At 59.5% G+C, this 26,555-nt stretch carries 25 protein-coding genes; 11 read left to right on the top strand and 14 right to left on the bottom strand.

The features are described from left to right. Nucleotides 1–157: 157 nt before the first annotated feature. Nucleotides 158–1,984 (top strand): M3 family oligoendopeptidase, encoded by a 1,827-nt coding sequence (locus ACXAH3_RS02370; RefSeq protein ID WP_474860465.1) that lies wholly within the window; start codon nt 158–160, stop codon nt 1,982–1,984. 360 nt (nt 1,985–2,344) lie between these two features. Here ACXAH3_RS02370 and ACXAH3_RS02365 read toward each other — a convergent pair whose 3' ends face one another. The 8 genes from ACXAH3_RS02365 to ACXAH3_RS02330 form a co-directional block, all read right to left on the bottom strand. Beyond that, a complete protein-coding gene (locus ACXAH3_RS02365) occupies nt 2,345–3,040 on the bottom strand; it encodes an SMI1/KNR4 family protein (protein WP_474860464.1) in 696 nt (231 codons plus the stop codon). A gap of 39 nt (nt 3,041–3,079) precedes the next feature. After that, on the bottom strand, nt 3,080–3,349 hold the full coding sequence (locus ACXAH3_RS02360) for a DksA/TraR family C4-type zinc finger protein (protein ID WP_474860463.1): 270 nt from the start codon (nt 3,347–3,349) through the stop codon (nt 3,080–3,082). A gap of 57 nt (nt 3,350–3,406) precedes the next feature. Next, on the bottom strand, nt 3,407–3,709 hold the full coding sequence (locus ACXAH3_RS02355) for a hypothetical protein (RefSeq protein ID WP_474860462.1): 303 nt from the start codon (nt 3,707–3,709) through the stop codon (nt 3,407–3,409). A 168-nt stretch (nt 3,710–3,877) separates the two neighbouring features. Beyond that, the gene (gene nusB, locus ACXAH3_RS02350) at nt 3,878–4,345 is read right to left on the bottom strand and encodes a transcription antitermination factor NusB (protein WP_474860461.1); all 468 of its coding nucleotides are present in this window, start codon (nt 4,343–4,345) and stop codon (nt 3,878–3,880) included. Then, nucleotides 4,342–4,893: a 6,7-dimethyl-8-ribityllumazine synthase gene (locus ACXAH3_RS02345; protein WP_474860460.1), complete on the bottom strand. Its 552-nt coding sequence runs from the start codon at nt 4,891–4,893 to the stop codon at nt 4,342–4,344. The genes nusB and ACXAH3_RS02345 overlap by 4 nt, the downstream gene beginning before the upstream one ends. 3 nt (nt 4,894–4,896) lie before the next feature. Next, on the bottom strand, nt 4,897–6,027 hold the full coding sequence (gene ribB / locus ACXAH3_RS02340) for a 3,4-dihydroxy-2-butanone-4-phosphate synthase (protein WP_474860459.1): 1,131 nt from the start codon (nt 6,025–6,027) through the stop codon (nt 4,897–4,899). A 101-nt stretch (nt 6,028–6,128) separates the two neighbouring features. Continuing rightward, on the bottom strand, nt 6,129–7,094 hold the full coding sequence (locus ACXAH3_RS02335) for an MBL fold metallo-hydrolase (RefSeq protein WP_474860458.1): 966 nt from the start codon (nt 7,092–7,094) through the stop codon (nt 6,129–6,131). Between the two features lie 96 nt (nt 7,095–7,190). Then, nucleotides 7,191–7,784 (bottom strand): riboflavin synthase, encoded by a 594-nt coding sequence (locus ACXAH3_RS02330; RefSeq protein ID WP_474860457.1) that lies wholly within the window; start codon nt 7,782–7,784, stop codon nt 7,191–7,193. Between the two features lie 205 nt (nt 7,785–7,989). Between ACXAH3_RS02330 and ACXAH3_RS02325 the strand changes: the two genes are divergently transcribed. The 3 genes from ACXAH3_RS02325 (at nt 7,990) to ACXAH3_RS02315 (ending at nt 12,582) form a co-directional block, all read left to right on the top strand. Beyond that, entirely contained in the window at nt 7,990–9,282 is a 1,293-nt protein-coding gene (locus ACXAH3_RS02325) for a capsule biosynthesis protein (RefSeq protein ID WP_474860456.1), read from the top strand. A gap of 85 nt (nt 9,283–9,367) precedes the next feature. Then, nucleotides 9,368–10,507 (top strand): polysaccharide biosynthesis/export family protein, encoded by a 1,140-nt coding sequence (locus ACXAH3_RS02320; protein ID WP_474860455.1) that lies wholly within the window; start codon nt 9,368–9,370, stop codon nt 10,505–10,507. An 8-nt stretch (nt 10,508–10,515) separates the two neighbouring features. Beyond that, on the top strand, nt 10,516–12,582 hold the full coding sequence (locus ACXAH3_RS02315; RefSeq protein WP_474860454.1) for a capsular polysaccharide biosynthesis protein: 2,067 nt from the start codon (nt 10,516–10,518) through the stop codon (nt 12,580–12,582). On the opposite strand, the gene ribD is transcribed toward ACXAH3_RS02315, so the two are convergent. Both ribD and nrdR read right to left on the bottom strand, forming a co-directional pair. Further along, on the bottom strand, nt 12,579–13,691 hold the full coding sequence (gene ribD / locus ACXAH3_RS02310; protein WP_474860453.1) for a bifunctional diaminohydroxyphosphoribosylaminopyrimidine deaminase/5-amino-6-(5-phosphoribosylamino)uracil reductase RibD: 1,113 nt from the start codon (nt 13,689–13,691) through the stop codon (nt 12,579–12,581). The two genes, ACXAH3_RS02315 and ribD, sit on opposite strands and share 4 nt — an antisense overlap. A gap of 6 nt (nt 13,692–13,697) precedes the next feature. Beyond that, nucleotides 13,698–14,168, bottom strand: coding sequence for a transcriptional regulator NrdR (nrdR, locus tag ACXAH3_RS02305; RefSeq protein ID WP_474860452.1), 471 nt, complete (start codon nt 14,166–14,168; stop codon nt 13,698–13,700). 215 nt (nt 14,169–14,383) lie between these two features. Here nrdR and ACXAH3_RS02300 point away from each other — a divergent pair, with 215 nt between their 5' ends. Beyond that, complete coding sequence (locus ACXAH3_RS02300) at nt 14,384–14,587, top strand: dodecin family protein (protein WP_474860451.1); 204 nt, start codon at nt 14,384–14,386, stop codon at nt 14,585–14,587. A gap of 60 nt (nt 14,588–14,647) precedes the next feature. On the opposite strand, the gene ACXAH3_RS02295 is transcribed toward ACXAH3_RS02300, so the two are convergent. The 4 genes from ACXAH3_RS02295 to ACXAH3_RS02280 form a co-directional block, all read right to left on the bottom strand. Then, complete coding sequence (locus tag ACXAH3_RS02295; protein WP_474860450.1) at nt 14,648–15,067, bottom strand: secondary thiamine-phosphate synthase enzyme YjbQ; 420 nt, start codon at nt 15,065–15,067, stop codon at nt 14,648–14,650. Between the two features lie 636 nt (nt 15,068–15,703). After that, a complete protein-coding gene (rpoD, locus tag ACXAH3_RS02290) occupies nt 15,704–17,689 on the bottom strand; it encodes an RNA polymerase sigma factor RpoD (protein ID WP_474860449.1) in 1,986 nt (661 codons plus the stop codon). A gap of 188 nt (nt 17,690–17,877) precedes the next feature. Continuing rightward, nucleotides 17,878–19,845 carry a DNA primase gene (gene dnaG, locus ACXAH3_RS02285; RefSeq protein WP_474860448.1) on the bottom strand — a complete coding sequence of 656 codons (1,968 nt, stop codon included), beginning with the start codon at nt 19,843–19,845 and terminating at the stop codon, nt 17,878–17,880. A gap of 39 nt (nt 19,846–19,884) precedes the next feature. Further along, nucleotides 19,885–20,472, bottom strand: coding sequence for a TetR/AcrR family transcriptional regulator (locus tag ACXAH3_RS02280; protein WP_474860447.1), 588 nt, complete (start codon nt 20,470–20,472; stop codon nt 19,885–19,887). A gap of 156 nt (nt 20,473–20,628) precedes the next feature. Between ACXAH3_RS02280 and ACXAH3_RS02275 the strand changes: the two genes are divergently transcribed. The 6 genes from ACXAH3_RS02275 (at nt 20,629) to recJ (ending at nt 26,522) form a co-directional block, all read left to right on the top strand. Beyond that, a complete protein-coding gene (locus ACXAH3_RS02275; protein WP_474860446.1) occupies nt 20,629–20,916 on the top strand; it encodes a hypothetical protein in 288 nt (95 codons plus the stop codon). 108 nt (nt 20,917–21,024) lie between these two features. After that, nucleotides 21,025–22,317, top strand: coding sequence for a homoserine dehydrogenase (locus tag ACXAH3_RS02270; protein WP_474860445.1), 1,293 nt, complete (start codon nt 21,025–21,027; stop codon nt 22,315–22,317). Between the two features lie 84 nt (nt 22,318–22,401). Beyond that, on the top strand, nt 22,402–23,154 hold the full coding sequence (locus ACXAH3_RS02265; protein WP_474860444.1) for a ceramidase domain-containing protein: 753 nt from the start codon (nt 22,402–22,404) through the stop codon (nt 23,152–23,154). Between the two features lie 100 nt (nt 23,155–23,254). Further along, nucleotides 23,255–24,226 (top strand): class II fructose-bisphosphatase, encoded by a 972-nt coding sequence (gene glpX, locus ACXAH3_RS02260; protein WP_474860443.1) that lies wholly within the window; start codon nt 23,255–23,257, stop codon nt 24,224–24,226. Then, entirely contained in the window at nt 24,226–24,777 is a 552-nt protein-coding gene (locus tag ACXAH3_RS02255) for a cysteine hydrolase family protein (RefSeq protein ID WP_474860442.1), read from the top strand. Before glpX ends, ACXAH3_RS02255 begins: the two co-directional genes overlap by 1 nt. After that, the gene (recJ, locus tag ACXAH3_RS02250; protein WP_474860441.1) at nt 24,774–26,522 is read left to right on the top strand and encodes a single-stranded-DNA-specific exonuclease RecJ; all 1,749 of its coding nucleotides are present in this window, start codon (nt 24,774–24,776) and stop codon (nt 26,520–26,522) included. The genes ACXAH3_RS02255 and recJ overlap by 4 nt, the downstream gene beginning before the upstream one ends. Nucleotides 26,523–26,555: the final 33 nt, after the last annotated feature.

Below are 26,555 nucleotides of genomic sequence, written 5' to 3'. Positions count from 1 at the left end.
GACCATGGGGCCGGGTCAAAACCCCCCTGGGGGGAAAATCGGCCAATTCCTGCCCCAAAGCACGCCCTTTGCGCCAGGTGTTCAGAACATGCCTTCGCCCGATTGCAACCCTGCCCCCCACCGCCTATGTCTTGGGAAACCACATTCTGGAGGTCCCATGTTTTCCACCCTACCCCCCCAAATTCTGCGCGACGCCACAGCTGGAACAGGCGACAACCCGTTTGGGGATCTGCCGGAATGGGATCTGTCGGATCTGTACGCGTCACAAGACGCACCCGAGCTTGAGCGCGATCTGAACTGGCTCGAGACCGCCTGCGCGGACTTCGCGCAAACCTATCAAGGAAAACTGGCGGATCTGGATGCGGCAGGCATGCTGGATTGTGTACTGGCTTATGAAAAGATCGAGATGATCGGCGGGCGCATCATGTCCTTCGCGGGGCTGCGGTATTACCAAGAAACCACCGACGCCGACCGCGCGCAGTTCTTCCAAAACTGCCAAGAGCAGATCACCGTGTTCACCGCGCCTTTGGTCTTCTTCTCGCTGGAAGTGAACCGGATTGATGACGCTGTGCTGGACGGCTGGTTTGCAGAAAACGCCGATCTTGCCCGCTACAAGCCCGTCTTCGACCGCCTGCGCGCCATGCGCCCATATCAGCTGTCGGACGAGCTCGAGAAATTCCTGCACGACAAATCCTCGGTCGGTGCGTCCGCGTGGAACACGCTGTTTGACGAAACCGTCGCCGGGCTGATGTTCACCGTGAACGGAGAAGAGCGTGGGCTGGAAGCCACCGCCAACCTGCTGACCGAACAGGACCGCGCCACGCGTCAGGCGGCGTCGGAAGAGATCGCCCGCGTTCTTGGTGAGAACATCAAAATCTTCTCGCGCGTGCACAACACTTTGGCCAAAGAAAAGGCCATCGAGGACCAGTGGCGCAACATGCCCACCCCGCAGACCGGACGCCACCTGTCCAACCATGTGGAACCTGAAGTGGTAGAAGCGTTGCGCAACGCGGTGGTCGACGCCTATCCGCGCCTGTCGCACCGTTACTACGAGCTGAAACGCAAATGGCTGGGGCTTGACCGGATGCAGGTCTGGGACCGCAACGCGCCGCTTCCGATGGAAGACGACAAACTGGTCAATTGGCCCGAGGCCGAAAAGATCGTGATGGACGCCTATGCCGATTTCGATCCACGCATGGCCGAAATCGCCAAACCCTTCTTCACCGATGGTTGGATCGACGCTGGCGTGAAGCCCGGAAAAGCCCCCGGCGCCTTCGCCCACCCCACCGTCACCGACGCGCATCCTTACGTGATGCTGAACTATCTGGGCAAACCGCGCGATGTGATGACCTTGGCGCACGAGTTGGGCCACGGCGTGCACCAAGTGCTGGCCGCCGATCAGGGCGAGATGCTGTCATCCACCCCGCTGACGCTGGCCGAAACCGCATCGGTGTTTGGCGAGATGCTGACCTTCCGCAAACTTCTGTCCGAGGCAAAAACGCCCGCCGAAAAGAAAGTCATGCTGGCGGGTAAAGTGGAAGACATGATCAACACGGTCGTGCGCCAGATCGCCTTCTATGACTTCGAATGCAAACTGCACGAAGCCCGTTCAGAAGGAGAGCTGACGCCAGATGACATCAACGCGCTGTGGATGTCCGTGCAAGCCGAAAGCCTGGGCGAAGCCTTTGATTTCATGCCCGGATACGAGACCTTCTGGGCCTATATCCCCCACTTCGTCCACTCGCCCTTCTATGTCTACGCCTATGCGTTTGGCGACGGCTTGGTGAACGCGCTCTACGCCGTCTACGAAGAAGGCGACGCGGACTTCCAAGAGAAGTATTTCGACATGCTGAAAGCTGGCGGATCGAAACACCACAAAGAGCTTCTGGCCCCCTTCGGACTGGACGCGTCGGATCCAAATTTCTGGGCCAAAGGGTTGTCGATGATCGAAGGCTTCATTGACGAACTTGAGGCGATGGAGTGAGGCAGACCCGGAAATCAGCATAATGGACTGATTTCAGTGCCCAACACCCGAGGCCCCAGCCAAGGATCAGCACACCTAGTTAATCTCCCCTCCCAGCCATAGGGCGACGCCCGAGCCTGGGAGGGCGACACCTCCAATAGCTGGGGAATGACCCTGCGCTTCAATCGAAACGTCACTTTGACAAGCAAGCGTGCAAGACGCCCTCCCGTGGGGAGGGTCGGGCGCAGCCCGTGCGATGCACGTGCCGGTCCAAAAAACGAAGTTACCACTTGCGGCGGCGCCATCGCAGTGTCCTGATTGGCATTCAGCACTACGAATTCTGTTATGGGAGTATTCGGGTTTTGTTTCTCTGCTTGAAACCTATCGTCTGAACATTCCGGCAAGCTTACCGCGAAGACCAGATGCACGGGCTTGCTCACTTTTCTTTGCTTTCGCAATTTCTTCCCATGTTTCTATATCCCCCGGAAGCTTCTTAACATCCGACTTAATCCGTCCTTCGTCATCATACAGAGACAGCTGGCGTGGGATCTCACTTAGAAGAAACTCTTCAAAAGACGCCCATCGCGCGCCTAATAAATTCGCGTCGCGATGGTACATCTCCACCTCACCAGTAGAGGCGAGATAGAGGTGACCCTGCGAATGCCACTCGCCGTTCATCGCCCCGATCCCCATATGACCATTGGGAATATAGTTTGGGCGTTCGTGGACGTTCTGATACGAAAGACTGATCGGATGACCGACCAGATAGTCGGTCCGGTCAACTAATCCGAAGGTCGTTCCATGGAGGCTAAGATTCCCAAGCCTTAGGCCGTTCGAGCATTGCAAGAATTCGCGATATACTTCCGGGATAAAGCGGCCACATTCTGCTTCCGCCGCTTCAAGTCCACTTTCATCCAACCCCGCATATATGCGGGCGAGATAGGCGTGGGGTGCCACATGCGGAACATGGCCAGTAATAAGCACACCACGCTCAGCCTCTCTCACACCCAATGGGTCGAGCACTTCTCGAATTTGGGCAGTTAACTTTTGGAATGACACAGAAATTTCAGTTGTCATTAGGTTCTCGGAAAACTCAAATTACTGAAATTGATGGATTTACTTCAACTGGCTGTCTTTCGACCCGCGCCGATTGATCCCCGGGCGCATTTTGAAGGCCGCGTCGCGTTCCTGCACACAGTCGATACACAGCTTCACACCAGGCAAAGCCTCGCGCCGGGCTTGGGGGATTTCTTCTTCACATTCTGCACAATGGGTAAAGCTTTCGCCGACAGGCTGCGTCTTGGACTTCATCCGCGCTAGCTCGTCCGAGACGGATGCTTCTATCTGTTCGCTTACCGCGCCGTCGCGCGCCCAACCACCAGCCATGGGATCCCTTTCATTGATAGGGGATCATCGCCGCAATCGGCCTGCCCTGCAAGGGGCTCAGCGGTTTGCGGCCACCTTCACGCGGGCGGGTTCGCCGGTGATCACGGGCTGTCGCTTGCCGCCATTAGGCGTGTCATCATGGCTTTCCATCCGCATGATAACAAAGGCAAACTGCACACCCGCAAAGACAATCCCGTTGAACATGAACAGCATCAGGACGGCAATCCATCCCATGTCCGAAGTCGAAATGAGGTGCCACAGATTGCCGACGTTCATGTAAAGCAGCGCCGCAACAAAAGCTGCGGACAGCGCAAATCCGACAAGAACGTTTTTGATATAGACGCGGACGAGTTTTGGCATGACACATTCCCCTCGGTGAATATGGCCAGTATGCGGACCCCTGCCCAAAAAGAAAAGAGGCCAATGGGTCGCATCCCAAAGGCCTCTGAAATCTGCTGCTTCGCCGGAGCTTAAAACGCCTCGGGCTTCGCCTCACACGCTTGATTTGCTCGGATGGCGACCTCGGCGTTAAAACGCCTCGGGCTTCGCCTCGCGGGCCATATGATCCAGAACCGCGTTGGTGAATTTCGCTTCGTCCCCTTCCGGGAAAAACGCACGGGCCACGTCAACGAACTCGGTGATCACGACCTTGGGGGGCGTGTCGCCTTCGATCAGCTCGGCTCCGGCGGCGCGGAACAGCGCGCGCAAAGTCGGGTCGATGCGGGCAATCGGCCATTTGGCCACCAGCGCGCGGTCGGTCATCTGGTCGATCTTGGCCTGATGGTTCACCGCATCCCCCACCAGCTTGCGGAAAACACGGCTGTCGCCTTCTGCCATGGTGTAGTCGTCAAATTCTTCGCCAAAGCGGAAGTCTTCGAACTCGACCATCACGCGGTCTGCGGTCAGGCTTGAGGCTTCCATCTGAAACAGCGCCTGCACCGCAAACAAGCGGGCAGTGGATTTCATCTGGCGTTTCTGATTGCCGGAAAGCGTCATGCGGTTGGGGTATCCTTCGTATCACCGGCAAGTTTGATCGAATCCGAGAGGGTCTTGAACCCGACGCCCTTGCTTGCAGACGCCCATTTGCGCGAAAGCGCGACCAGATGCAAGGCCGCAGCGGCTGCTCCGGCGCCTTTATTTTGATCGTTCACGTCGGCGCGGACTTCGGCCTGCGGGCGGTTTTCCACGGTCAGGATGCCGTTGCCGATGCAGAGCCCGTTCAGGCCCATTAACTGGATCGCGCGCGAGCTGTCGTTGCAGACGGTTTCGTAATGCGTGGTCTCGCCCCGGATCACACAGCCCAGCGCGACATAGCCATCGAAATTCGACAGACGGTCCGCCATCGAGATTGCAGTGGGCACTTCCAGCGCACCGGGCACTTCAACGATATCCCAAGTGCCGCCAACGGCCTCGATTTCCGCCTTGGCACCCGCGACCAGATTGTCTGCGATGTCTTTGTAGTATGGCGCGACGACGATCAGGATCTTCACCGGCTTGTCAAAGCTGGGGCGGTCCAGAATGTAATGCTGTTCTGCGGTGGCCATGGTTCAGTCCTTCTGAATGGGGCGGGTGGCGGTGATGGTCAGCCCATAAGCGTCCAGCCCCACATAACGCGTCTCGGGGCTGTCGGTCAAAAGAACCATCTTATTCAGGCCCAATGTCGACAGGATTTGCGAGCCGAGGCCGATCTGGCGCACGGTGCGCGGGCCTTCCTCCTCGTCCGCATGCAGCGTCTTGCGCGGCTCACGGAACAGGCAGACAACGCCCCTGCCCTCGTCCGCGATGATCTGCATGGCACGCGGCAGCTCGTCAGCCGGTTTCGGACCAAGGCCCAGCACGTCTTGGGCTTCCTGCAACGCATGGGTGCGGACCAACACGGGTTCATCCGTGGTGATGTCACCCTTGATCAGCACAACATGCTCGATCTCGTGGGTCATATCGGTGAAGATGCGCATCTCCCAGTCGCCACCAAATTGCGAGGTGATGGCCTCGCGACCTGTCTCGCGCACAAGATTGTCGTGGCGGCGGCGATAGGCGATCAGGTCCGAAATCGTTCCGATCTTAAGGCCATGTTTCTTTGCAATTTCAACCAGTTCCGGCAGACGTGCCATGGTGCCGTCTTCGTTCATGATCTCACAGATCACGCCCGACGGGTTGCGGCCCGCCAGACGCGAGATGTCCACGGCGGCTTCGGTATGGCCCGCGCGGACCAGCACACCGCCATTGCGCGCGCGAAGGGGGAAAACGTGGCCAGGGGTCGCGATCTCGGCCGGGCCATTGTCGGGGTTGATGGCGGTCGCGACGGTCAACGCGCGGTCAGCCGCAGAAATGCCAGTCGACACGCCCTCGCGCGCCTCGATCGAAACAGTGAACGCGGTTTCATGGCGCGACGAGTTGTGCATCGCCATCATTGGCAGCCCCAGTTCATCAATGCGCTTCGATTCCATCGGCAGGCAGATCAGCCCGCGCCCATGAGACGCCATGAAGTTAACTGCCGCAGCATCGCAAGCGTCGGCGGGAATGACGAAGTCGCCTTCATTCTCTCGGTCTTCGTGGTCCACAAGGATATAGATCCGACCGGCGCGGGCTTCGGCAATGATTTCCTCGGCCGAGGAAATGGCATCAGACAATCCAGCTTCGACCGGACCCGGCTTTTCGTATGTGGTGCTTTCAGACATGGCGCGTTCCCCTTAAAGCTCGGGGCGTGAGTAGCGCAGCTGCGCGGTCAATGCCAGCCCAAAGGCGGTGGGAAATCACCCCGAGACGTCACGAAAACAGACTAGAACTGCCAAAGCGCCGGGACAAACTGATACGCATCCCCGTCGCGACGGACATGGCCCACGCCGGGAAACGGGAAATGATAGCCCAAGACGGCGATACGGTCTGTTGCGGCCATATCCAGAAGCATGTGGCGTGTTTCCCCAACCTGCGCACCATCAGAATCACGGCCCGAGAACCATGTGGGGTGCGCAAAGTTCAGGATGGCGTGGGTCATGCAGTCGCCCAGCGCGATCAATTGCTGCCCGTCGCTTTCCACCGCCACGGACATATGCCCCGGCGTATGACCCGGCGTGTCGATCATGCGAATGCCCGGCGCGATTTCGTGATCATTCGATGCCAGAGTCCATTCCAGACCTTCCGCGTTGATCGAGTTCACGGCACCCAGCACGAATTGCTGATCCTCGGGTGCCACGCGGTCGACCAGACCGTCTTGCAGCCAATGGGTGCGTTCCGCCTGCCCCATCAGATATTCCGCGTCAGGAATGATCGGCTCGTCGAAATCGTCACGAATGCCCCAAATGTGATCTGGGTGGGCGTGGGTGATGGCCACGTGTGTGATGGCAAATGGGTCGATCCCGGCGGACTCGAGATTGCCCATCAACTGCCCCGTCGTGTCAAACCAACGATTGCCGGATCCCACATCGACCAACACCTTGGCGTCCCCAAGCTCGATATACATGTGGTTGGTGTGGGAATAGCCGACCTCGGGGTCGATGTAATGCACGGCCATGAAGGCCAGTTTCTCGTCCTCGGGGGCGTTCATCGCCTGCCCGCCGAAGGGCACGGTGAAATAGCCGTCCGAGACAATGGTGATTTTCGCCTGCCCCAGCGTGAAGCTGAAATGCGCCGGATTGCCGTCGGTGGGTGCCCCCAACATGGCGCGCGCGGTGGTGGGCATGGCGAAGGCAGGGGCAACTGCGGCCAAGCGCAGAAGATCACGGCGAGTGGGGCGAATAAGAGGCATGGGCGATCTCCGTCACAAAGGGATTTCGCCGATCATATGCCCACATACGAATATTTCAAACAGAGATTAGACCGAATAGATCAGACCTAACAGAAATTAAGACTGTCCGTAATCCGCCAGACGCGCCACGTAACGCGCCAATGTGTCGATCTCGAGGTTGATACGATCCCCAACCTGCACCTGCCCCCAATTCGTCACCTCCTTGGTGTGCGAAATCAGGTTCACGCCAAATTCGTCACCCTCGACCTCGTTCACGGTCAGGGATGTTCCGTTCAGCGCTACAGATCCTTTGGGTGCAATGAAGCGCGCCAGCTCGGACGGCGCACGGAAGCGCACGCGGGTGCTGTCACCTTCCACATTCATCGACACGATCTCCGCCACCCCGTCCACATGGCCAGACACAATATGCCCACCCAGTTCGTCGCCCACTTTCAAGGCGCGTTCAAGGTTCACGCGGCGGCCAACATTCCAGTTACCCAGATTGGTTTTCGAAACGGTTTCGGCTGAAATATCAACATCATACCAGTTCTCGCCCAATGCCACGACCGTCAAACACACCCCGTCCGAGGCGATCGACGCCCCCAGATCAATCCCGGCTGTGTCATACGCAGTCACGATCCGCGCCCGCATGTCGCCTGCTTGCTCCAGCGCCTCAACGCGCCCCACATCGGTAATGATCCCAGTGAACATGTTGCCTCCTGCATCGTGTTTGTGCTTCTGCTCTAACGGAAACACGGCGCGGATAGAAGCCAAGATGCACGCACCGACGGACAGACCCACAAAAACACGCACACAGCCCAAATTTTGCCGCATGCCTCTGTTAATTCCCCTATAACCAAAATTTACTAGGTTTATAACGCGGTTAACGCACGTAATGATTTGGTAACTGGCTGGTATGGCGCGCATCACAGGCGAAAACCGGAACTTCCTGTTCCTACAAGGGCCGCATGGGCCTTTCTTCTGGCGGCTGGCCAAGATGCTTGGTCGGTCGGGAGCGCAGGTGTGGCGGGTCGGGTTTAACCGCGGCGATCAGGCGTTTTGGCACGGTAAAGACAGTTACATTCCCTTCACGGACCCTCAGGATCAATGGGCGGATCGGTTCGAGCAGATTGTTGACGATCACAGCATCACCGACATCGTTTTGTACGGTGATACCCGTCCAATTCACGCTCAGGCCATCGAAAAAGCCCGTGCACGTGGCCTAACCATTCATGTGTTCGAGGAAGGATATCTGCGCCCCTACTGGGTGACATACGAGCGGGACGGATCCAACGGAAACTCGCGCCTGATGGGTTATGACGTGGCGCATATGCAGCAGATCCTTCAGGACGTCGAACCCGACATGCCCGAGGCCCCGGCCCATTGGGGCGACATGCGCCATCACGTCTTTTATGGCGCGCTGTATCACTGGTTCGTCATGTTCTTGAACCAACGCTATCGCAACTTCCGTCCCCATCGCGCACTAAGCGTCGGAAACGAGTTTCTTCTTTATTTGCAGCGCCTTGTTTTGATGCCTTTCATCGCGGCGGCCCGGATCCGGGCTTCGTTGCGCATTCGCTACGGCGGCTTTCCCTATCACTTGGCGCTATTGCAATTGGAACATGATTCCAGCTTTCAAATGCACAGCCCGTTTTCCACAATGACCGAGTTTCTTGAGCTGGTGATCGCGGGATTTGCCGAAGGTGCCCCCACCCATCACCATCTGGTTTTCAAAGCCCACCCGCTTGAGGATGGGCGCGTCCCGCAACGACGTGAAATTCGCAGATTGGCGCAGGCACACGGGATCGCGGATCGCGTACACTATGTACGCGGCGGCAAGCTGGCGAAACTTCTGGATCATGCGCGTTCAGCGGTGACGATCAACTCGACCGCTGCGCAGCAAGTGCTGTGGCGCGGGTTGCCGCTTAAGCTGTTTGGAAACGCCGTCTATGCCAAGCCTGAATTCGTGTCCGAACAGCCCCTGGCCGAGTTCTTCGACACGCCCACCCGCCCCGACAAACGCGCCTATCGCGATTATCGCCACTACCTGCTGGAAACCAGTCAAGTGGCGGGCGGGTTCTATTCGTCGCGCGGGCGCCGACAATTGCTGCGGCAAGTGGTGGACATGATGCTGGCCGAAGACGACCCCTATCAGGCGCTGGAACACGGGACAGCGGCACCACGGCAACAGTTAAGCGTGGTTAATTAACGCGCCTTCTGCGTTGCTGGAGTTTTGCCCCGTCACGCTGTATTCTTTCGGGAATGAATCAAACCTCCATGAAGGGGTCCGGGCAGTGACGACCAGAAAATCCAATTGGACCAAGCACTTGATCTTGGCGACCGCTGTTGTTGCACTTGCGGCTTGCGCGCTTCCGCGCACCGGTCCGAACAAGCAAGAGATCTACGCCGGTTCGGTCCAGAACAACGGCAGCTCTCATATCGTTGAGGTCAACGATCACGTTACGCGCGCCACCTCGGTCGTCCCCGCCCTTGGGTTTAGCTCTGATTTCCAAAGCAGCGCTGTGGTCGGATCGGACACAATTCGCGCCGGTGACACGCTGGGTATCGCGATCTGGGAAAACGTCGAAGACGGCATTCTGACCACCGCAGGCGCGCCCGCCGCGCTTGAACAGGTGCAGGTCGATGGCGCAGGCTACATCTTCATTCCCTATGCAGGGCGTGTGAAAGCCGCCGGCAACGCACCCGAGGCCATTCGCCGCGTGATCACCAGCAAACTGGCTGAACAAACCCCCGACCCGCAAGTCACGGTTACCCGTATGGCTGGTGACGGGGCGACCGTGTCGGTCACGGGGGCCATCAACGGGCAAGGCGTCTATCCGATTGAACGCCCGACTCGCACATTGAACGCCATGCTGGCGCGCGCCGGTGGCGTGTCGATCGAACCCGAGATTGCCAAAGTCAAAGTTATCCGCGGCAACAAAACGGGGGAGATCTGGTTTGAAGATCTGTTCAAGCACCCGCAGATGGACATCGCCCTGCGTGGCGGCGACCGCATTCTGGTCGAAGCCGACACCCGCACTTTCACCGCCCTTGGTGCAACCGGAGCCCAAAGCCGCGTCGGCTTTGAAAGCCAGACCCTGTCTGCTGTAGAAGCCATCGCCCAAGTGGGCGGCTTGTCCCCTGCGACTGCCGATCCGACAGGCGTGTTCGTTCTGCGCGATGAACGTCCCGAGGTCGCAAATGCGGTTCTTGGGCGCAAAGACCTGAAGTCGCCACAGCGCATGGTCTATGTTTTGGACCTGACCGCAGCCGATGGGCTGTTCATGGCGCGTGACTTTGTAATCCGCGATGGTGATACGGTTTACGTGACCGAAGCACCGTATACGCAGTGGTCCAAGGTGGTGTCGGCGCTGACGGGCACATTGTCGACGGCGGGTTCGATCTCCTCCTTGAACCAAAGCCTGTCCAATTAATCGGGCCATTGCCCTTGACCACAGACACCACAGCACATCTTGCCGCCGGTCGCTCGCAGCCCCGGCGGCTTTTCGTTTATAATGGCGGCTTTCTGACCCAGACGCGGGTGAAGCGTATTCTTGAGCTTGCAGGCTGGCAGATCCGGCTGGGCCTGCCCAGCGACGGGGATTGGGTCGGAACATGGGGCAAAAGCCCAACATCCAGCCGAGGCGAGGCTGTTGCCGGTCGCAAAGACCACCCGGTTTTAAGGGTCGAGGATGCGTTCCTGCGATCCGTCCTTCCGGGCCGCTCGGGCGAGCCACCGTTGGGCCTTATGCTGGATGATCTGGGCGTCCATTTTGACGGCTCCGCCCCGTCCCGGCTTGAACACATCCTGAAACACGACCCATTGGATGACAGCGACCTTCTGAACCGCGCCCGTGCGGCGATAGACCGGATGAAGTCCGGCCATCTGTCGAAGTACAACGCTTTCCACCCCGATCTGCCCGTGCCGGACGCGCCCTATGTGCTGGTTTTGGATCAGACGGCGGGCGATGCCTCGATCCGCTATGGCGGCGCAGCGGATGCGACCTTCCGCGACATGCTGGTCGCCGCGCGTCTGGACCATCCCCACGCAAGCATTCTGATCAAGACCCACCCCGAAACAATGGCGGGTCATCGCACCGGCCATTTTGGGCTCGAGGACGAGAATGAACAGGTCCAGTTGATCTCGGACCCGGTCAGTCCGTGGGCACTGCTGGATGGGGCCATGGCAGTCTATACAGTCAGCTCCGGCATGGGGTTCGAGGCCATACTGGCCGGGCACAAACCCCACGTTTTCGGGCAGCCCTTCTACGCCGGTTGGGGCCTGACCGAGGATCAGCAACCCGTGAACCGACGCGGCCGCGCCCTGACCCGCGCTCAACTGTTTGCAGGCGCTATGATGCTGTACCCAACTTGGTACGATCCCTATCGCGACCAGTTGTGCGAGATCGAGCAGGTCTTGGACACGCTCGAGGCGCGGGCACGCGCGTGGCGCGAGGACAGCCAAGGCTATGTCGCCAGCGGCATGCGCCTGTGGAAACGCCGCCCCTTGGCCGAGTTCTTCAAGGCGGACGCGGCCATGGTGTTCGACGACAATGCCAAGCGGGCAGCAGATGGGGCGAAAACATCCGAACGCCCCCTGATGGTTTGGGCCGGGAAAGAACAACCCGTCCACGCCTCACACCGCCTGCCCCTGCGCGTTGAGGACGGCTTCCTGCGCTCGCGCGGGTTGGGGGCCGAGCTTGTGCCGCCCCTGTCTTTGGTGCGCGATGATCTGGGCATCTATTATGACCCGACCCGCGAAAGCCGGTTAGAGCGTCACATCGCCGCCGCAACCACCTTGCCCGACCACGCCCGCGACCGCGCCGCGCGCCTGATTGCAAAAATCTCTGAAGCTCGATTGGGCAAGTACAATCTGGACCGTCCCCTGCCTGCCGGGCTGGACGCGCTGCCGGATGGCCCGCGCATTCTGGTGCCGGGTCAGGTTGAGGATGATGCCTCGATCCGGTTGGGGACGACCAGTGTGGCCACCAATCTAGACCTGCTGAAACGCGTACGCGCAAACAATCCGAAAGCAGTGATCATCTATAAGCCGCACCCGGATGTCGAAGCGGGCCTGCGGGATGGGCGCATTCCGCCGGACGAGGCTGCGAAATATGCCGACCTGATTGCCGATCAGGCGGACCCGATTGCACTGCTGGACCACGTGGACGCGCTGTGGACCATGACCTCGACAATGGGGTTCGAGGCGCTGTTGCGTGGCGTGCCTGTGACCTGCTTGGGGGCGCCCTTCTATGCCGGTTGGGGGCTGACCACGGATCTTGGGCAGATTCCGGATCGCCGCACCGCACGCCCGGATCTGATCGCGCTGACCCATGCGGTGCTGATCGACTATCCGCGCTATTTCGATCCGGTGACGAAAACCGCCTGCCCGGTCGAGGTGGTGGTGGATCGTCTGGCCTCGGGTGACTTACCGAAGGGACGAAGTGGAACGCGGCTGTTGGCGAAGTTGCAGGGGGTGTTCGCGAGCTACGCCTATCTGTGGCGCTAGGCGTTCTTACGCCTCCAACGGTGCAACACATCGCCACCTATGTCACGACATTCCACAAGATCAAACCTTGGCGCTTCCGCCAATCGACTGATCCCCATCGCAGCCAGCGACGGGCGGCCCTCGGCCCCGATGGCCAGCCCGGCCCCATAGCCCACAAGCTCGTCCACCATCCCGGCCACCAAAAGCGAGGCCGCTAGGCCCCCGCCCCCTTCGCAATAGACGCGGGTCAGGCCACGTTCACCAAGCGCTTGCAGAACAGAGGCTGGGTCCAACGTCGCCTGCGCTTCGTCAACCGCGATCAACACGGCCCCAATCCCTTCCCAAGCAGACACAAGCTCGGGCGCGGCGCGGCGACCGTGGCAGATCCAGACAGGTATTTCGCGCGCAGTGCGGGCAAGTTGACTGTCCAAGGGTAAATCCAGATGGCGGGACAGGATCACGCGGACGGGTTGGTGATCCACGCCCAGCCCACGCACGGTCAGTGACGGGTCATCATCGCGGGCGGTTCCGGCGCCAACCATCACTGCATCATGTGTGGCGCGCATCGCGTGAACGTGACGGCGCGCCTCGGGCCCGGTGATCCACTGGCTTTCGCCGCTGGCAGTCGCAATCCGCCCGTCAAAGCTGCTGGCCAGTTTCAGGGTCAGCATCGGGCGGCCACGGGTGACGCGGCTGAGGAAACCCGCTTGATCGGCGCGCGCCTCGGCCTCGCACAGCCCGGTCTGAACCTCGATCCCCGCTGCCCGCAACATATCGAACCCGCCGCCATCCACGCGCGGGTCAGGATCACCCAGCGCGCAAACCACCCGCGCGATACCGGCGTTGATCAAAGCCTCGGCGCAAGGCGGCGTTTTTCCGTGATGGGCGCATGGTTCCAGCGTGACATAGGCCGTCGCGCCCTTGGCAGCGTCCCCAGCCTGCGCCAACGCCACAACCTCGGCATGAGGGCGACCACCTGGCTGGGTCCAACCCCGGCCAACAATCCGCCCATCCCGCACAATCACGCAGCCAACTGCGGGATTGGGCCAAACGCGCCCGAACCCACGCCGCCCGAGCGACAGTGCCAGGCGCATGTACCGAAGGTCAGCGCCTGTCTTGTCCGTCCTCATCGGCGCTTACTCGTCTTCTGTGGGGATGTCCGGGCGCAGCTCGCTGACGAATTTGTCAAAGTCATCGGCGGCCTGGAAGTTTTTGTAAACACTGGCAAATCGCACATAGGCGACGGTGTCGATCCGGGCCAAAGCCTCCATCACGATCTCGCCGATATTCTTGGACTGAATGTCGGTTTCACCCATGCTTTCCAACCGCCGCACGATGCCCGAGATCATCTGGTCGATACGCTCAGGCTCTACGGGGCGTTTTTGCATCGAAATACGGATCGAACGCTCTAACTTCTCGCGGTCGAAATCTTCGCGGCGGCCGTTTGATTTGATCACGACAAGGTCACGCAGCTGCACCCGTTCATAAGTCGTAAACCGCCCGCCGCAGGCCGGGCAGAACCGGCGACGTCGGATCGCAACGTGATCTTCCGCCGGTCGGCTGTCTTTTACCTGAGTGTCGATATTTCCGCAAAACGGACAGCGCATGGGCGATCCCCTTCCTTCACTGATCCCTGTAGGTGTGGGCTTTCGCCACTTATCCACAGGCACTATAGGACAGCCGCTAGGTCTTGTGTAGAGGGAATTCCGCCGCCCCAAGATAGAGCACCGTCTGCGTCAAGTGGGAATTGCGCGAAACACTCCCCTGTTTCCTACCCGCAATCGAACGAAGACTTGCGGGATCAGACACAGGAGGGACCAATATGTCCGTTGCACGCGTTACCGAAATTTCCGCAACCTCGAAGAAAAGCTTTGACGATGCTGTAGAAAAGGGCGTCGAGCGCGCCGCCAAGACCCTGAGAGGCGTGGTCAGCGCTTGGGTCAAGGAACAGTCCGTGTCCGTTAAGGACGGCAAGATCGAACACTATCAAGTGAATATGATGGTGACATTCGTTCTGGAAGACTAAGCGCGATCAGAACCGCGACCCAACGCGCCGTGGAAGCATTTCTGCGGCGTGTTTCCTGTGTTAGGGGGACAGATGCCCCACAACCTGCCGTCGATGCGGTGCGTTGCGGTGTTCAAACAGATATATCCCCTGCCATGTACCCAGCATCAGCCGCCCTGCGTTAATCGGGATCGACAGGCTGACTGGCATCATCACAGCCTTGATATGGGCAGGCATATCGTCCGGCCCCTCATACGTATGCGTCAGATAGGACATCGACGGATCCGTGGTTGGCGGCACCAGTCGGTGAAAGAAGTTGCGCAGGTCCGTCTGCACCTCGGGATCGGCGTTTTCCTGGATCAGAAGCGAGCACGAGGTATGTCTTACGAACAGGGTCAGAAGCCCGCCCTGCCGGCCGTCGGCCACCAACCAGCTCTGTACCTGATCGGTGAATTCGTAAAGCCCCTGCCCTTGCGTTGCGATCTCAAACAATTGCGCCATCTTGTCCCCAACCAAAGAAAAACCGGTGCACACAAGGCGACACCGGTTTTACCTTTATCTGCGACATGCCCTTTTATGCAATGCAATGGAACACGTTCGCAGTTGCGCCACATAGCCGAACCCCGAAATTGAATCCGGTCCAGCGGCTAGAGCTGAGAAAATTCTGGCCGCGCTTTCGCGGTTCCCGCCAGCTTTTTCCGTCGCAGCCCCTTTAGTGCAAGCAGCCGCCCACGGCGAACCGCGAGCACCACATCAGCAGAGTTTTCATAGCGCTTCGACTTTCCAACCTGCCAATCTGTCAACAGTGGCAAAGGCCTTCCCCTCACAACATCATACATTTTAAAATACCCAATCTACGGGCCAACAAAATGGTTTGGCCTTTACAACACCCCGACACATTTGTGCCACAAAGCTGCTCGATTTTAAATCCTTAGGGCGTAGTTTTTGCCTCAATTCACGGAAACAATCTGTTGACGGCTTTAGATGTGGCGACCCTGAGGTGAGCTTGACCGCCCCAACCTCTACCATGAGTAGCTTTGTCCAATCGCCCCCCGGTACAGAAGAATCAAACACGAGACCCATCAAAAAGAAACGCCCCGCAAACTGCGAGGCGTTCTTGATTGTTTGTGATACGGCTTACTGATCCAAGAACGACCGCAACTTGCGCGACCGGCTGGGATGCTTGAGCTTGCGCAGCGCTTTCGCCTCGATCTGACGGATACGTTCGCGGGTCACGCTGAACTGTTGACCCACTTCTTCCAGCGTGTGGTCGGTGTTCATACCGATGCCGAAACGCATCCGCAGCACACGTTCCTCACGCGGGGTAAGCGACGCCAGAACGCGGGTCGTGGTCTCCTTGAGATTTTCCTGAATGGCGCTGTCCAAGGGCAGCACGGCATTCTTATCCTCAATAAAGTCACCCAGCTGGCTGTCTTCCTCGTCGCCAATCGGTGTCTCAAGCGAGATCGGTTCCTTGGCGATTTTCATCACCTTGCGCACCTTCTCAAGCGGCATCTGCAGCTTTTCGGCCAGCTCTTCCGGAGTCGGCTCGCGGCCGATCTCGTGCAGCATCTGGCGACCGGTGCGGACCAATTTGTTGATCGTTTCGATCATATGGACCGGAATACGGATGGTACGTGCTTGGTCGGCAATCGAGCGCGTGATCGCCTGACGGATCCACCACGTCGCGTAGGTCGAGAACTTGTACCCGCGACGGTATTCAAACTTGTCCACCGCCTTCATCAGGCCGATATTACCTTCCTGAATAAGATCAAGGAATTGCAGACCGCGGTTCGTGTACTTCTTGGCGATCGAGATCACGAGGCGAAGGTTGGCTTCGACCATTTCTTTCTTGGCCTGACGCGCTTCTTTTTCACCCTTCTGAACCTGCTGCACAATGCGGCGGAATTCGGGGATGTCGACGCCGACATACTGACCAACTTGGGCCATGTCGCCACGCAGCTTTTCAACCTTGTCGGTCGAGCGTTCAATGAAGCTTTGCCATGCACGGCCGGTCTTTTCGCCCATCTCGTCCAGCCAAGTTGGGTCCAGCTCGCGGCCGCGATAGGCTTCGATGAATTCACGACGGTTGATGCGGGCTTGGTCGGCCAGCTTCACCATCGACGAGTCGATCGACATGATGCGGCGGTTGATGCCGTAAAGCTGGTCGACCAGCGCTTCGATACGGTTGTTGTGCAGATGAAGCTCGTTCACCAGCTCAACAATTTCCGAGCGCAACTTTTGATACGCGCCCTCTTCCTTCTTCGAGAAGCTATCATCTTCGTTCAGGGTCGCGGACATCCGCAGATCCTGCATTTCTGACAGCATTTCGTAATCGCGGGCGATCAATTCGAGGGTTTCCAGAACGCGTGGCTTCAGCGCGGCTTCCATCGCAGCCAGCGACATGTTGGCGGCTTCATCCTCGTCGTCGTCATCATCGTCGTTGTTGATCGGATTGCCGTCCGCGTCGAGCTCTTGCTCTTTCTCTTTCTTCTCAGCGCTGGTTGCTGCCCCATTGGCGGCAGGAGTGACTTCTTCTTCCTCGTCGTCATCCTCCATCTGATTGCCGAAGGTGGCATCAAGGTCGATCACGTCGCGCAGCAAAATGTCTTCGTTCAGAAGTTCTTCGCGCCAGATGGTGATCGCCTGGAAGGTCAGTGGGCTTTCACACAGACCCGCGATCATCGTGTTGCGACCGGCTTCGATCCGTTTGGCAATCGCGATCTCGCCCTCGCGGCTGAGCAACTCAACCGAGCCCATTTCGCGCAGATACATGCGCACAGGGTCGTCGGTGCGATCCAGCTTTTCGGTTTCGGCAGACGAAACAGCAACTTCACCGCCAGCATTCTTCGCGACGATCTCGGTCGAGCCCTTGTCTTCCTCTTCCGCCTCTTCATCTTCGATGATGTTGATGCCCATCTCGGACAGCATCGACATCACGTCTTCGATCTGTTCCGAGCTAACCTGATCAGGCGGCAGCACCTGGTTCAGCTGATCGTAAGTGATATAGCCACGCTCGCGCGCTTCGGCGATCATCTTCTTGACCGCTGCTTGCGACATGTCCGTCATCGGCTCGGCGTGCTGATCGTCTTTTTGATCGTTAGCGGTGTCTTTGGCAGCCATGGGCTCTCCTTGCACGAAAGGCGCGGGGTGGGCTGGTTGGTCCTGACAAGGCGTCCCCTGTCCACAGCCACCCGCGCTTGGGTGATTCGGGTTGAACGTCGCTGATTCGAATCAGTGATTCGTCCACAGGTGTAAGGTGGGTGCTTTAGTCCCCGTTTGCAAGCAGGCGGCAGGGCCTGCCGTGCGCATCAGTGACTTTTTCCCTTCGAAGGGTCGATCTGCGCCAGCAAAGCATCCAGCGCGTCGCGTTCTTCGCGATCCATCAAGGACCCGTTGTCAGCCACTTCATAGGTGGTTTTGTCTTCCGTCTGACTGCGCAACGCATTGTTGCGCGCCTCGGCCGCCTGCCCCAAACGCCACGTCACGCCTTCGTCTGGCAGCGCGCCCATATCGGCCTCGGCATCCTGAATTTCACGGGCCACGCCGCGTTTGGCTTCCAGCTTGGTCAGCTCCTCGGTCAGACAGGCCAGCACGATTTCATCATCGTCGCTGGTTCGAATTGCGGGCGTGATCCTGACATGGCTAAGCGAAAACAGCCGGTCCAACACATCGCCGCCGACACGGTTCAGAAGTGTCTCTTCCAGCGCCTCCGCCCCGGAATGGGCCGAGGTTAACACGCAGCCCAGAAGCAAATCGTGATCGGGGCCGACCATGTCCAACCGTTCCATTCGGCTTTCGACCTGATCCAGCATGTCGGGGCGACGGATGAGGATCGCCAGAATGACCGCCTCGCGCAGCGCGTCTTGCGCGCGCTCGTCGGCGTTGGCCAGCATCGACCCTTTGGTGGATGCCAGAACAGGCGGCGTCGCCTGCCAGCCGCGTTTCCCGCCGGGTTGCCATGCGCGTTTGGCCCCTCCCTGCCCTGAGGGGCGATTGCGGAACAATTCCCACCGTTTATCCTTGATCGCTTGCCCATAGTGATCGCGGATCGACTTATCCTGAATACGGCCAATTGCGGTACGCAAATCCTTGTCCAGCGCGGCTTTGCGTTCGGGGCTGTCGAACACCTTGCCCTCGGTTTCGCGCCGCCACAGCAGGTCGACCATGGGCATTGCCCCGTCGATCAAGGCCTGCATCGCGCTGGCCCCACTTTCCTTCAACAGGTCATCCGGGTCTTTGCCTTCCGGCATGATCGAGAAGCGCAGGCTTTGCCCGGCTTCCAGCAATGGCAGAGCATTGTCGATCACCCGCATCGCGGCGCGCAGGCCCGCTGTGTCGCCATCCAGCGCGATGATCGGCTCGGGCGCGATGCGCCACAGAAGACGCAGCTGATCCTCGGTGATTGCGGTGCCAAGGGGGGCCACCGTGGCGTTGAACCCGGCCTCGGACAGGGCGATGACGTCCATATAGCCTTCGGCCACGATCAAAGGCTGGCCCTTCCCCGCTGCTTCACGCGCGGGGCCGTGGTTATAAAGATTACGGCCTTTGTCAAACAGCTCGGTCTCGGGCGAATTCAGGTATTTCGCATTATCATTCGGGTCCATAGCACGACCGCCAAAGGCAATCGCCCGTCCTCGTGCGTCGCGGATCGGGAACATGATGCGGCCCCGGAACGTGTCATAGGGCTTGCCGCCCTTCTGACTGGGCTTGGCCAGACCGGCGGCAAGGATCAAATCATCCTCGACATTCTTGCCCTTCAGGTGATCCCACAGCCCCTGCCACGCATCCGGCGCGAAGCCGATTTCCCAGCGGTCCAGTGCAGCTTCATCAAGCCCGCGCCGGGTCAGATAGTCCCGCGCATCTGCCCCTGCGCCGGTCTTCAGCATCAGGCGGAAATGGCTGACGGCCATCTCCATCACCTCGACCAGTTGCGTGCGACGGTCAGCTTTTTCCTGCGCCTTGGGATCACGGGCGGGCATTTTCATCCCGGCCTCACCGGCCAGAATTTCGACCGCTTCGATGAACGAAACATTCTCGGTCTCTTTTACGAAACTGATCGCATCACCCTTCGCATGGCAGCCAAAGCAATAGTAAAAGCCCTTCCGGTCATCCACATGAAAAGACGCGGTTTTTTCCTGATGGAAGGGGCAAGGCGCCCACATGTCACCCTTGGCCTGATTGGATTTTCGCTGATCCCACATGACCTTGCGCCCGACGACTTGGGTCAGGCTAAGGCGGGTACGCAATTCGTCCAAAAATCCGGGTGGTAGAGACATGCTCTATATATCGGTCCGATGACGGACAGAGTCCAGTGCTCACGCACCGACTGCGCCGCGCACCATGTCCCAATAACGGTCTGCCACGGCTTCACGAGACAGGCGTCCGCCCTCGCGATACCAAGTATTCACCCCGGTCAGCATGGCGATAATGGCCATCGAACTTAGGCGGATATCAGACAGCTTGAGCTCGCCCGCCTCTTGCCCTGCGCGCAAGATCGCTTCCAGCTCGCCCTCGTATTGGCGGCGAAGCGTTTCGATAGCAGCGAAATTCTCGTCCGTCAGGTTGCGCAGTTCCATATAGGCGATGAACACCGCGTCGGGACGTTCAAGGTGAAAGCGGATGTGAAAGCGCGAGAATGCCTCGAGCGCGTCTAAAGCTGTTTCTCCTTTGGGCTCAGTTTCCCAAGCGGCCAACAGCTCGTCCATATGGGCGCGCATCAAGTCGAAAAGCAGGCTTTGCTTGTCTTTCGTATAAAGATACAGGGCGCCTGCCTGCACTCCGACCTCGCCCGCGATTTGGCGCATTGATACAGCGGCGAAACCGTGGCGCGCAAACAAAGTCAGGGCCGCCACGCGCACGCGGGGGCCTGTTATCTCGCTGTGTGATCCGGTTTTTCGCGCCATACGGGATTGGTAACTGAACAATTGTTCAAATCCAAGAGCTTCGCCAAGAAGTGTCGCAACGTCCCGCCGCCCTGCACCCGGGACGCCATGCTGCCTTGCAGCGCCTGCCCGCCCTGTCTATGGTCGCGGCAACACTGCCCGAAGGACCGCCGCTCAATGACCCGACCGCTAAAGACCTGCCTGTTTCTTGGCTTCAGCGTTCTGATCGCATGTTCGGACATTCCAGATTTCGCGGATGGCGTGGCATCTGACACCCCTTATCCCCAAATCGTCGCGATGAGCGACATTCTGGACCGGGTTCCCGCCGATCAGGGCGATTACGGCATCGGAACTTTGGCCAGCCGTGCCGCGGCCCTGCGCGCACGGGCGGATCGTTTGCGCCGCACTTCGGTCGTCGACGGGCAAACGCGCGCACAGATGCAAGCGGCCTTGGCCCGGCATTAAGCCTCAAATCCCGCAAGAAATTGGGCCACGTGGACCCGCCGTGGATTGCACAGCGTTGACGCATTGGCTACACGTCGCTGGACGACATTACAGCCGACGGAGACCGACATGACAGATACCGCCCCCCTGCGCCTTGGAATTGCAGGTCTTGGCACCGTCGGCATCGGCGTGGTGAAGATCATCCGCCGTCAGGCCGCCCTTCTGGAAGATCGTGCAGGACGCCCGGTTGTGGTGACAGCCGTGTCGGCCCGTTCGAAAGACAAAGATCGCGGCGTGGACCTGTCGGATTACGCTTGGGAAGACGATCCTATCGCGCTGGCAAAACGTGACGACGTGGACGTGTTTGTCGAGCTGATGGGCGGCGATGAGGGCCCTGCAAAGGACTCGGTCGAGGCAGCGATTGCCGCAGGCAAAGACATCGTCACCGCCAACAAAGCGCTTCTGGCTCATCACGGGCAGGATCTGGCATTGGCCGCCGAGGCCGCTGGCGTGCGCATCCGCTATGAAGCCGCCGTTGCTGGTGGCATTCCGATCATCAAGTCGCTTCTGGAAGGTCTGGCTGGGAACGAAATCACCCGCGTCATGGGCGTGATGAACGGCACCTGTAACTATATCCTGACCCAGATGCAGGCCACGGGCCGCGGCTATAACGCGCTGTTCGAGGAGTGCGCCGAGCTGGGCTATCTGGAGGCCGATCCGAACCTTGACGTGGGCGGCATTGATGCGGGTCACAAGCTGTCGATCCTGTCCTCGATTGCCTTCGGCACGCAAGTAAATTTCGATGCGGTCGAATTGGAAGGCATTCAACGCATCCAACTGGAAGATATTGAGCACGCTGCCGAAATGGGTTTCCGGATCAAGCTGTTGGGCGTGGCACAAATGACCGGTCGCGGGCTGGAGCAACGTATGTCGCCTTGCCTTGTACCGGCTTCGTCTCCTCTGGGTCAGTTGGAAGGCGGCACCAATATGGTCGTTGTCGAAGGCGACGCGGTGGAACAGGTTGTCTTGCGTGGTCCCGGTGCGGGCGAAGGCCCGACGGCAAGTGCGGTAATGGGCGACGTAATGGACATCGCGCGCGGCACTCGGGTTCCGACTTTCGGGCAACCCGCCAGCACTTTGCGCCCCGTCACCGGCGCAAAAGCTGCCAAACCGGCCCCTTTCTATCTGCGTATGTCGCTTCTGGATAAACCCGGCGCGATGGCGAAAGTTGCCGCCGTGTTGGGCGACGCAGGCGTTTCGATCAATCGCATGCGCCAGACCAGCCATAACGAAAAGCTTGCCCCGGTTCTGGTCGTCACCCACAAATGCACCCGCGACGCGCTGGACGCCGCATTGAAGGGCTTTGCAGAAACCGGTGTGGTTGACGGCGAACCTATCGCAATCCGCATCGAAGAACTGTAAGCCCCTTCGCGCAACGTCAGCTTGCTTAGCACTGGACCGGTCCGGCCGGTCCGGCCAGAGTGACTTCACGCAGAGGAGGCGCTTATGGACTGGTTCACCCCGATCGACATCTACTGCGAACGCATCAGCGCAGCCTTTTGGGCAGAACCGCTGAACGCTATCTCGAACCTTGCATTCATTCTGGCCGCCATCTGGGGCTGGGTCGAGGCCAAGCGCCGCGACCGGCTGGACCCGATGACAATGGTGCTAATAATTCTGGCAGGCATGATTGGCATCGGCAGCTTCCTGTTCCACACCTTCGCAAATGCATGGTCCAGCTTGGCCGATGTAATTCCGATTTGGACCTTTGTGTTCCTGTTCATTCCGGTCGCCCTACGCCGTGTGGCCGGTATCCGTCCCGGTCGCATCGGGATCGGACTGGCAGTGATCGCCACCGCGATCGCCATATTGGTTGCGTTTGGAGGCGACGGTTCTGGCAGTCAGGCCAACGAAAACCATGCAACTGAAGAAGCTGCACCGGCCGTTTCCAGTGACGACCCGCATGAACACGCCACCGAAAACAGCCTGCTGAACGGGTCCGAACAGTACCTACCTGCCGTTCTGGCCCTGTTGGCCTTCACCTTCCTGACCCGACGCAACGGGCACCAGATCGCCCCTTGGATCACCGCTGCCACAGTGATCTTCATGATATCTCTGACAGTCCGTACCTTCGACATGCATCTGTGTGAAATCTGGCCCATGGGAACGCATTTCATCTGGCACATCCTGAACGGCACCATGATCGCACTTTTGTTCCAAGGGCTCATCCGCAGCCCGGACCTGCGCTTTGCCACATGAATCCCGCGCATGTGCCCCTTTTCGTCGCGTAATTCCCTTGCCCCTGCCCCCACCGGCGCTTAAACCAAAGGTCAACTAGAGACAGTGAGGATTGCCCCTTATGGCCGATAAAGTCGTTTTCGCCGACCGTATGCTTTCGCTTGGTTTGGCCCGTGTTTCCGAAGCCGCCGCTATGGCCAGTGCCGACCTTGTCGGACGCGGAGACGAAAAAGCCGCCGACCAGGCTGCTGTGAACGCCATGCGCGACCAGCTGAACCTGCTTGATATTCAGGGAACCGTTGTGATCGGCGAAGGGGAACGCGACGAAGCCCCGATGCTGTATATCGGGGAAGAGGTCGGCTCGGGCGACGGCCCCGCCGTGGATATCGCGCTGGACCCACTGGAAGGCACCACACTGACCGCCAAAGACATGCCGAACGCGCTGACCGTGATCGCGATGGCGCCGCGCGGCACCCTGCTGCACGCCCCTGACGTTTATATGGAAAAGCTGGCCATTGGACCGGGCTATCCGAAAGACGTCGTATCGCTGGAAATGTCCCCCAAAGAACGTGTTGAAGCGCTGGCCAAAGCCCGCGGTTGCGACGTCAAAGACATCACGGTCTGCGTTCTGGAACGCCCACGCCACGAAGACATGATCGAAGGCATCCGCTCGACCGGCGCTGCAATTCGCCTGATCACCGATGGTGATGTGGCTGGTGTCATCCACTGCGCCGAGGCCGACATCACCGGCATCGACATGTATATGGGTCGCGGCGGTGCGCCTGAAGGCGTGCTGGCAGCTTCGGCCCTGAAATGCATGGGTGGTCAGATGTGGGGTCAGCTGACCTTCCGCAATGATGACGAACGCGGCCGCGCCGCCAAAGCAGGCATCACCGATTTGGACCGCATCTATTCGCGCGACGAGATGGTTACCGCCGACGTGATCTTTGCCGCAACCGGCGTCACCGACGGCTCGGTTGTATCGGGCATCAAACGCGAGCCCGGCTGGCTGACCACCGAAACGCTGCTGATGCGCTCGAAAACCGGTTCGGTCCGCCGCATGATCTATCGCAACCCAGTTGCGACCACCTGATGCTGGACGCCCTGATCCTGATCGACATTCAGGAAGGGTTTGACGACCCGTTTTGGGGCGCGCGCAACAATCCAAATGCCGAGGCGAACGCCGCCCGGCTTTTAACCCACTGGCGGGCGCAATCTGCGCCCGTTTTTCACATTCAGCACCTGTCGACCACGCCCGGCAGCCCACTTAACCCAGACGGGGGGCTTGTGGCGCTGAAATCCATGGTCTCGCCCCGCGAAGGTGAACCGGTGCTGACCAAGCATGTGAACTCGGGATTTATTGGCACGGATCTTAGAAAGTTGCTGCACAAACAAGATATTAAGTCCGTCACCATCTGCGGACTGACCACGCCGCATTGTGTGTCGACCACCACGCGAATGGCGGCCAATCTGGGTTTTGACGTCACTTTGGTGCACGATGCCTGCGCGGCCTTCACCGTCAACGCCAACCATAGCTGGCGCGACGGTCCAGCCATGACAGCGGACGAGATCCACAACGCAGCCCTTGACCAGTTGCACGGCGAATTCGCGCAGGTCACATCGACCGCACAGGTGCTTGCATGAGCGCCTTTCTTGGTGTCGAGAGCTCTCTGACCGGGCGCAAGTGGCTCGGTCCCTCGACCGAGGTCGAACGCCAGGCCGAGGCGATCAGCCAGCAATCGACCCTGCCCCCTGCCTTGTGCACCCTTCTGGCCCAACGCGGTGTCCCCGCGCACGAGGCCGCCGGGTTCCTCGACCCCACCCTACGCGCGCTTCTGCCCGATCCGCGCAAGCTGAAAGACATGGACAAGGCCGCCGCGCGCATTCTTGCCGCGCTGGATCGGTCCGAACGGGTGGCGATTTTCGCAGATTACGACGTGGATGGCGCGACCTCGGCCACGCTGCTGATCGACTGGTTTCGACAATTCGACCGGCAGGTCACGCTTTATATCCCCGACCGGATCGAAGAAGGCTATGGTCCCAACACCCCAGCGATGGAGCAGCTGGCCGCGGATCACAGCCTGATTATCTGCGTCGATTGCGGCACGCTCAGCTTTGACCCCATCGCCGCTGCCCGCGCGAAAGGCGCGGACGTGATCGTGCTGGACCACCACCTTGGCGCTGAAACCCTGCCCGACGCCAACGCCGTGGTGAACCCGAACCGTCAGGACGAAGCCGACGCGCCGGGGTACCTTTGTGCCGCTGGGGTCGTGTTCCTTGTGCTGGTCGAACTTGGCCGCCTGCTGCGCGACGCCGGACGCCCCGGTCCAGATCTGATTTCGATGCTGGACCTTGTGGCGCTTGGCACCGTGGCAGATGTCGCACCCTTGATCGAGGCCAACCGCGCGCTTGTTCGACAGGGGCTGAAAATCATGGCCCGCCGCGCCCGTCCGGGCATGGTCGCTCTCGCCGACGCGGCAGGCCTAAACGAAGCCCCGCGCGCCTATCATCTCGGTTATCTTCTGGGGCCACGTGTGAATGCTGGCGGTCGGATCGGCAAGGCCGATCTGGGCGCGCGATTGCTGTCCACAACCGATCCGAACGAAGCCCGGTCCATCGCAGAAAAGCTCAATGAACTTAACGTAGAGCGTCGCGAGATTGAGGCACGCGTGCAAGACGTGGCACTTGAACAAGCCGAAGACCGCGGGTTGGACGCGCCGCTTGTCTGGGCCGCAGGCGACGGCTGGCATCCTGGCGTTGTCGGCATTGTCGCCAGCCGCCTGAAAGAAGCCACCAACCGCCCTTCGATTGTCATCGGCTTCGATGGGGGTGAAGGCAAAGGATCTGGCCGCTCGGTCACCGGCATCGACCTTGGGGCGGCCATCCAGAAACTGGCCGCCGACGGGCTGATCGAGAAAGGCGGCGGGCACAAAATGGCCGCAGGTCTCAGCCTGACCCGAGATCAATTGGACCCCGCGATGACGCGCCTGTCCGAACTTATGGAAAAACAGGGCGCGGGGGATCTTGGCGCCGCAGATCTGAAACTGGATGGCATGTTGATGCCCTCCGGTGCGACAATCGAACTGATCGAACAACTCGAAGAAGCTGGCCCTTTCGGCGCCTCGGCCCCTGCCCCGCGCTTCGCCTTTCCAGATGTCCAGATCCTGTTCGCCAAACGGGTTGGTCAAAACCATCTGAAAGTCAGCTTCGGCGACGGGCTGGGCACACGGATCGACGCCATTGCCTTCGGTGCCTTCGACGGTCCGCTTGGTCCGGCGCTTGAACAACACGGCGGGGCCAGATTCCATCTGGCGGGGCGACTCGAAGTCAATCAATGGCAAGGGCGTCTCAGCCCGCAACTGCGCCTGGAAGACGCCGCAAGAGCCTGAAAATCATGCGTTTTCTGAATGTCGAAAAAAGTA

The organism is Aliiroseovarius sp. ABM4_368 (assembly GCF_056161205.1).
This window is presented reverse-complemented; position numbering and strand designations above follow the sequence as displayed.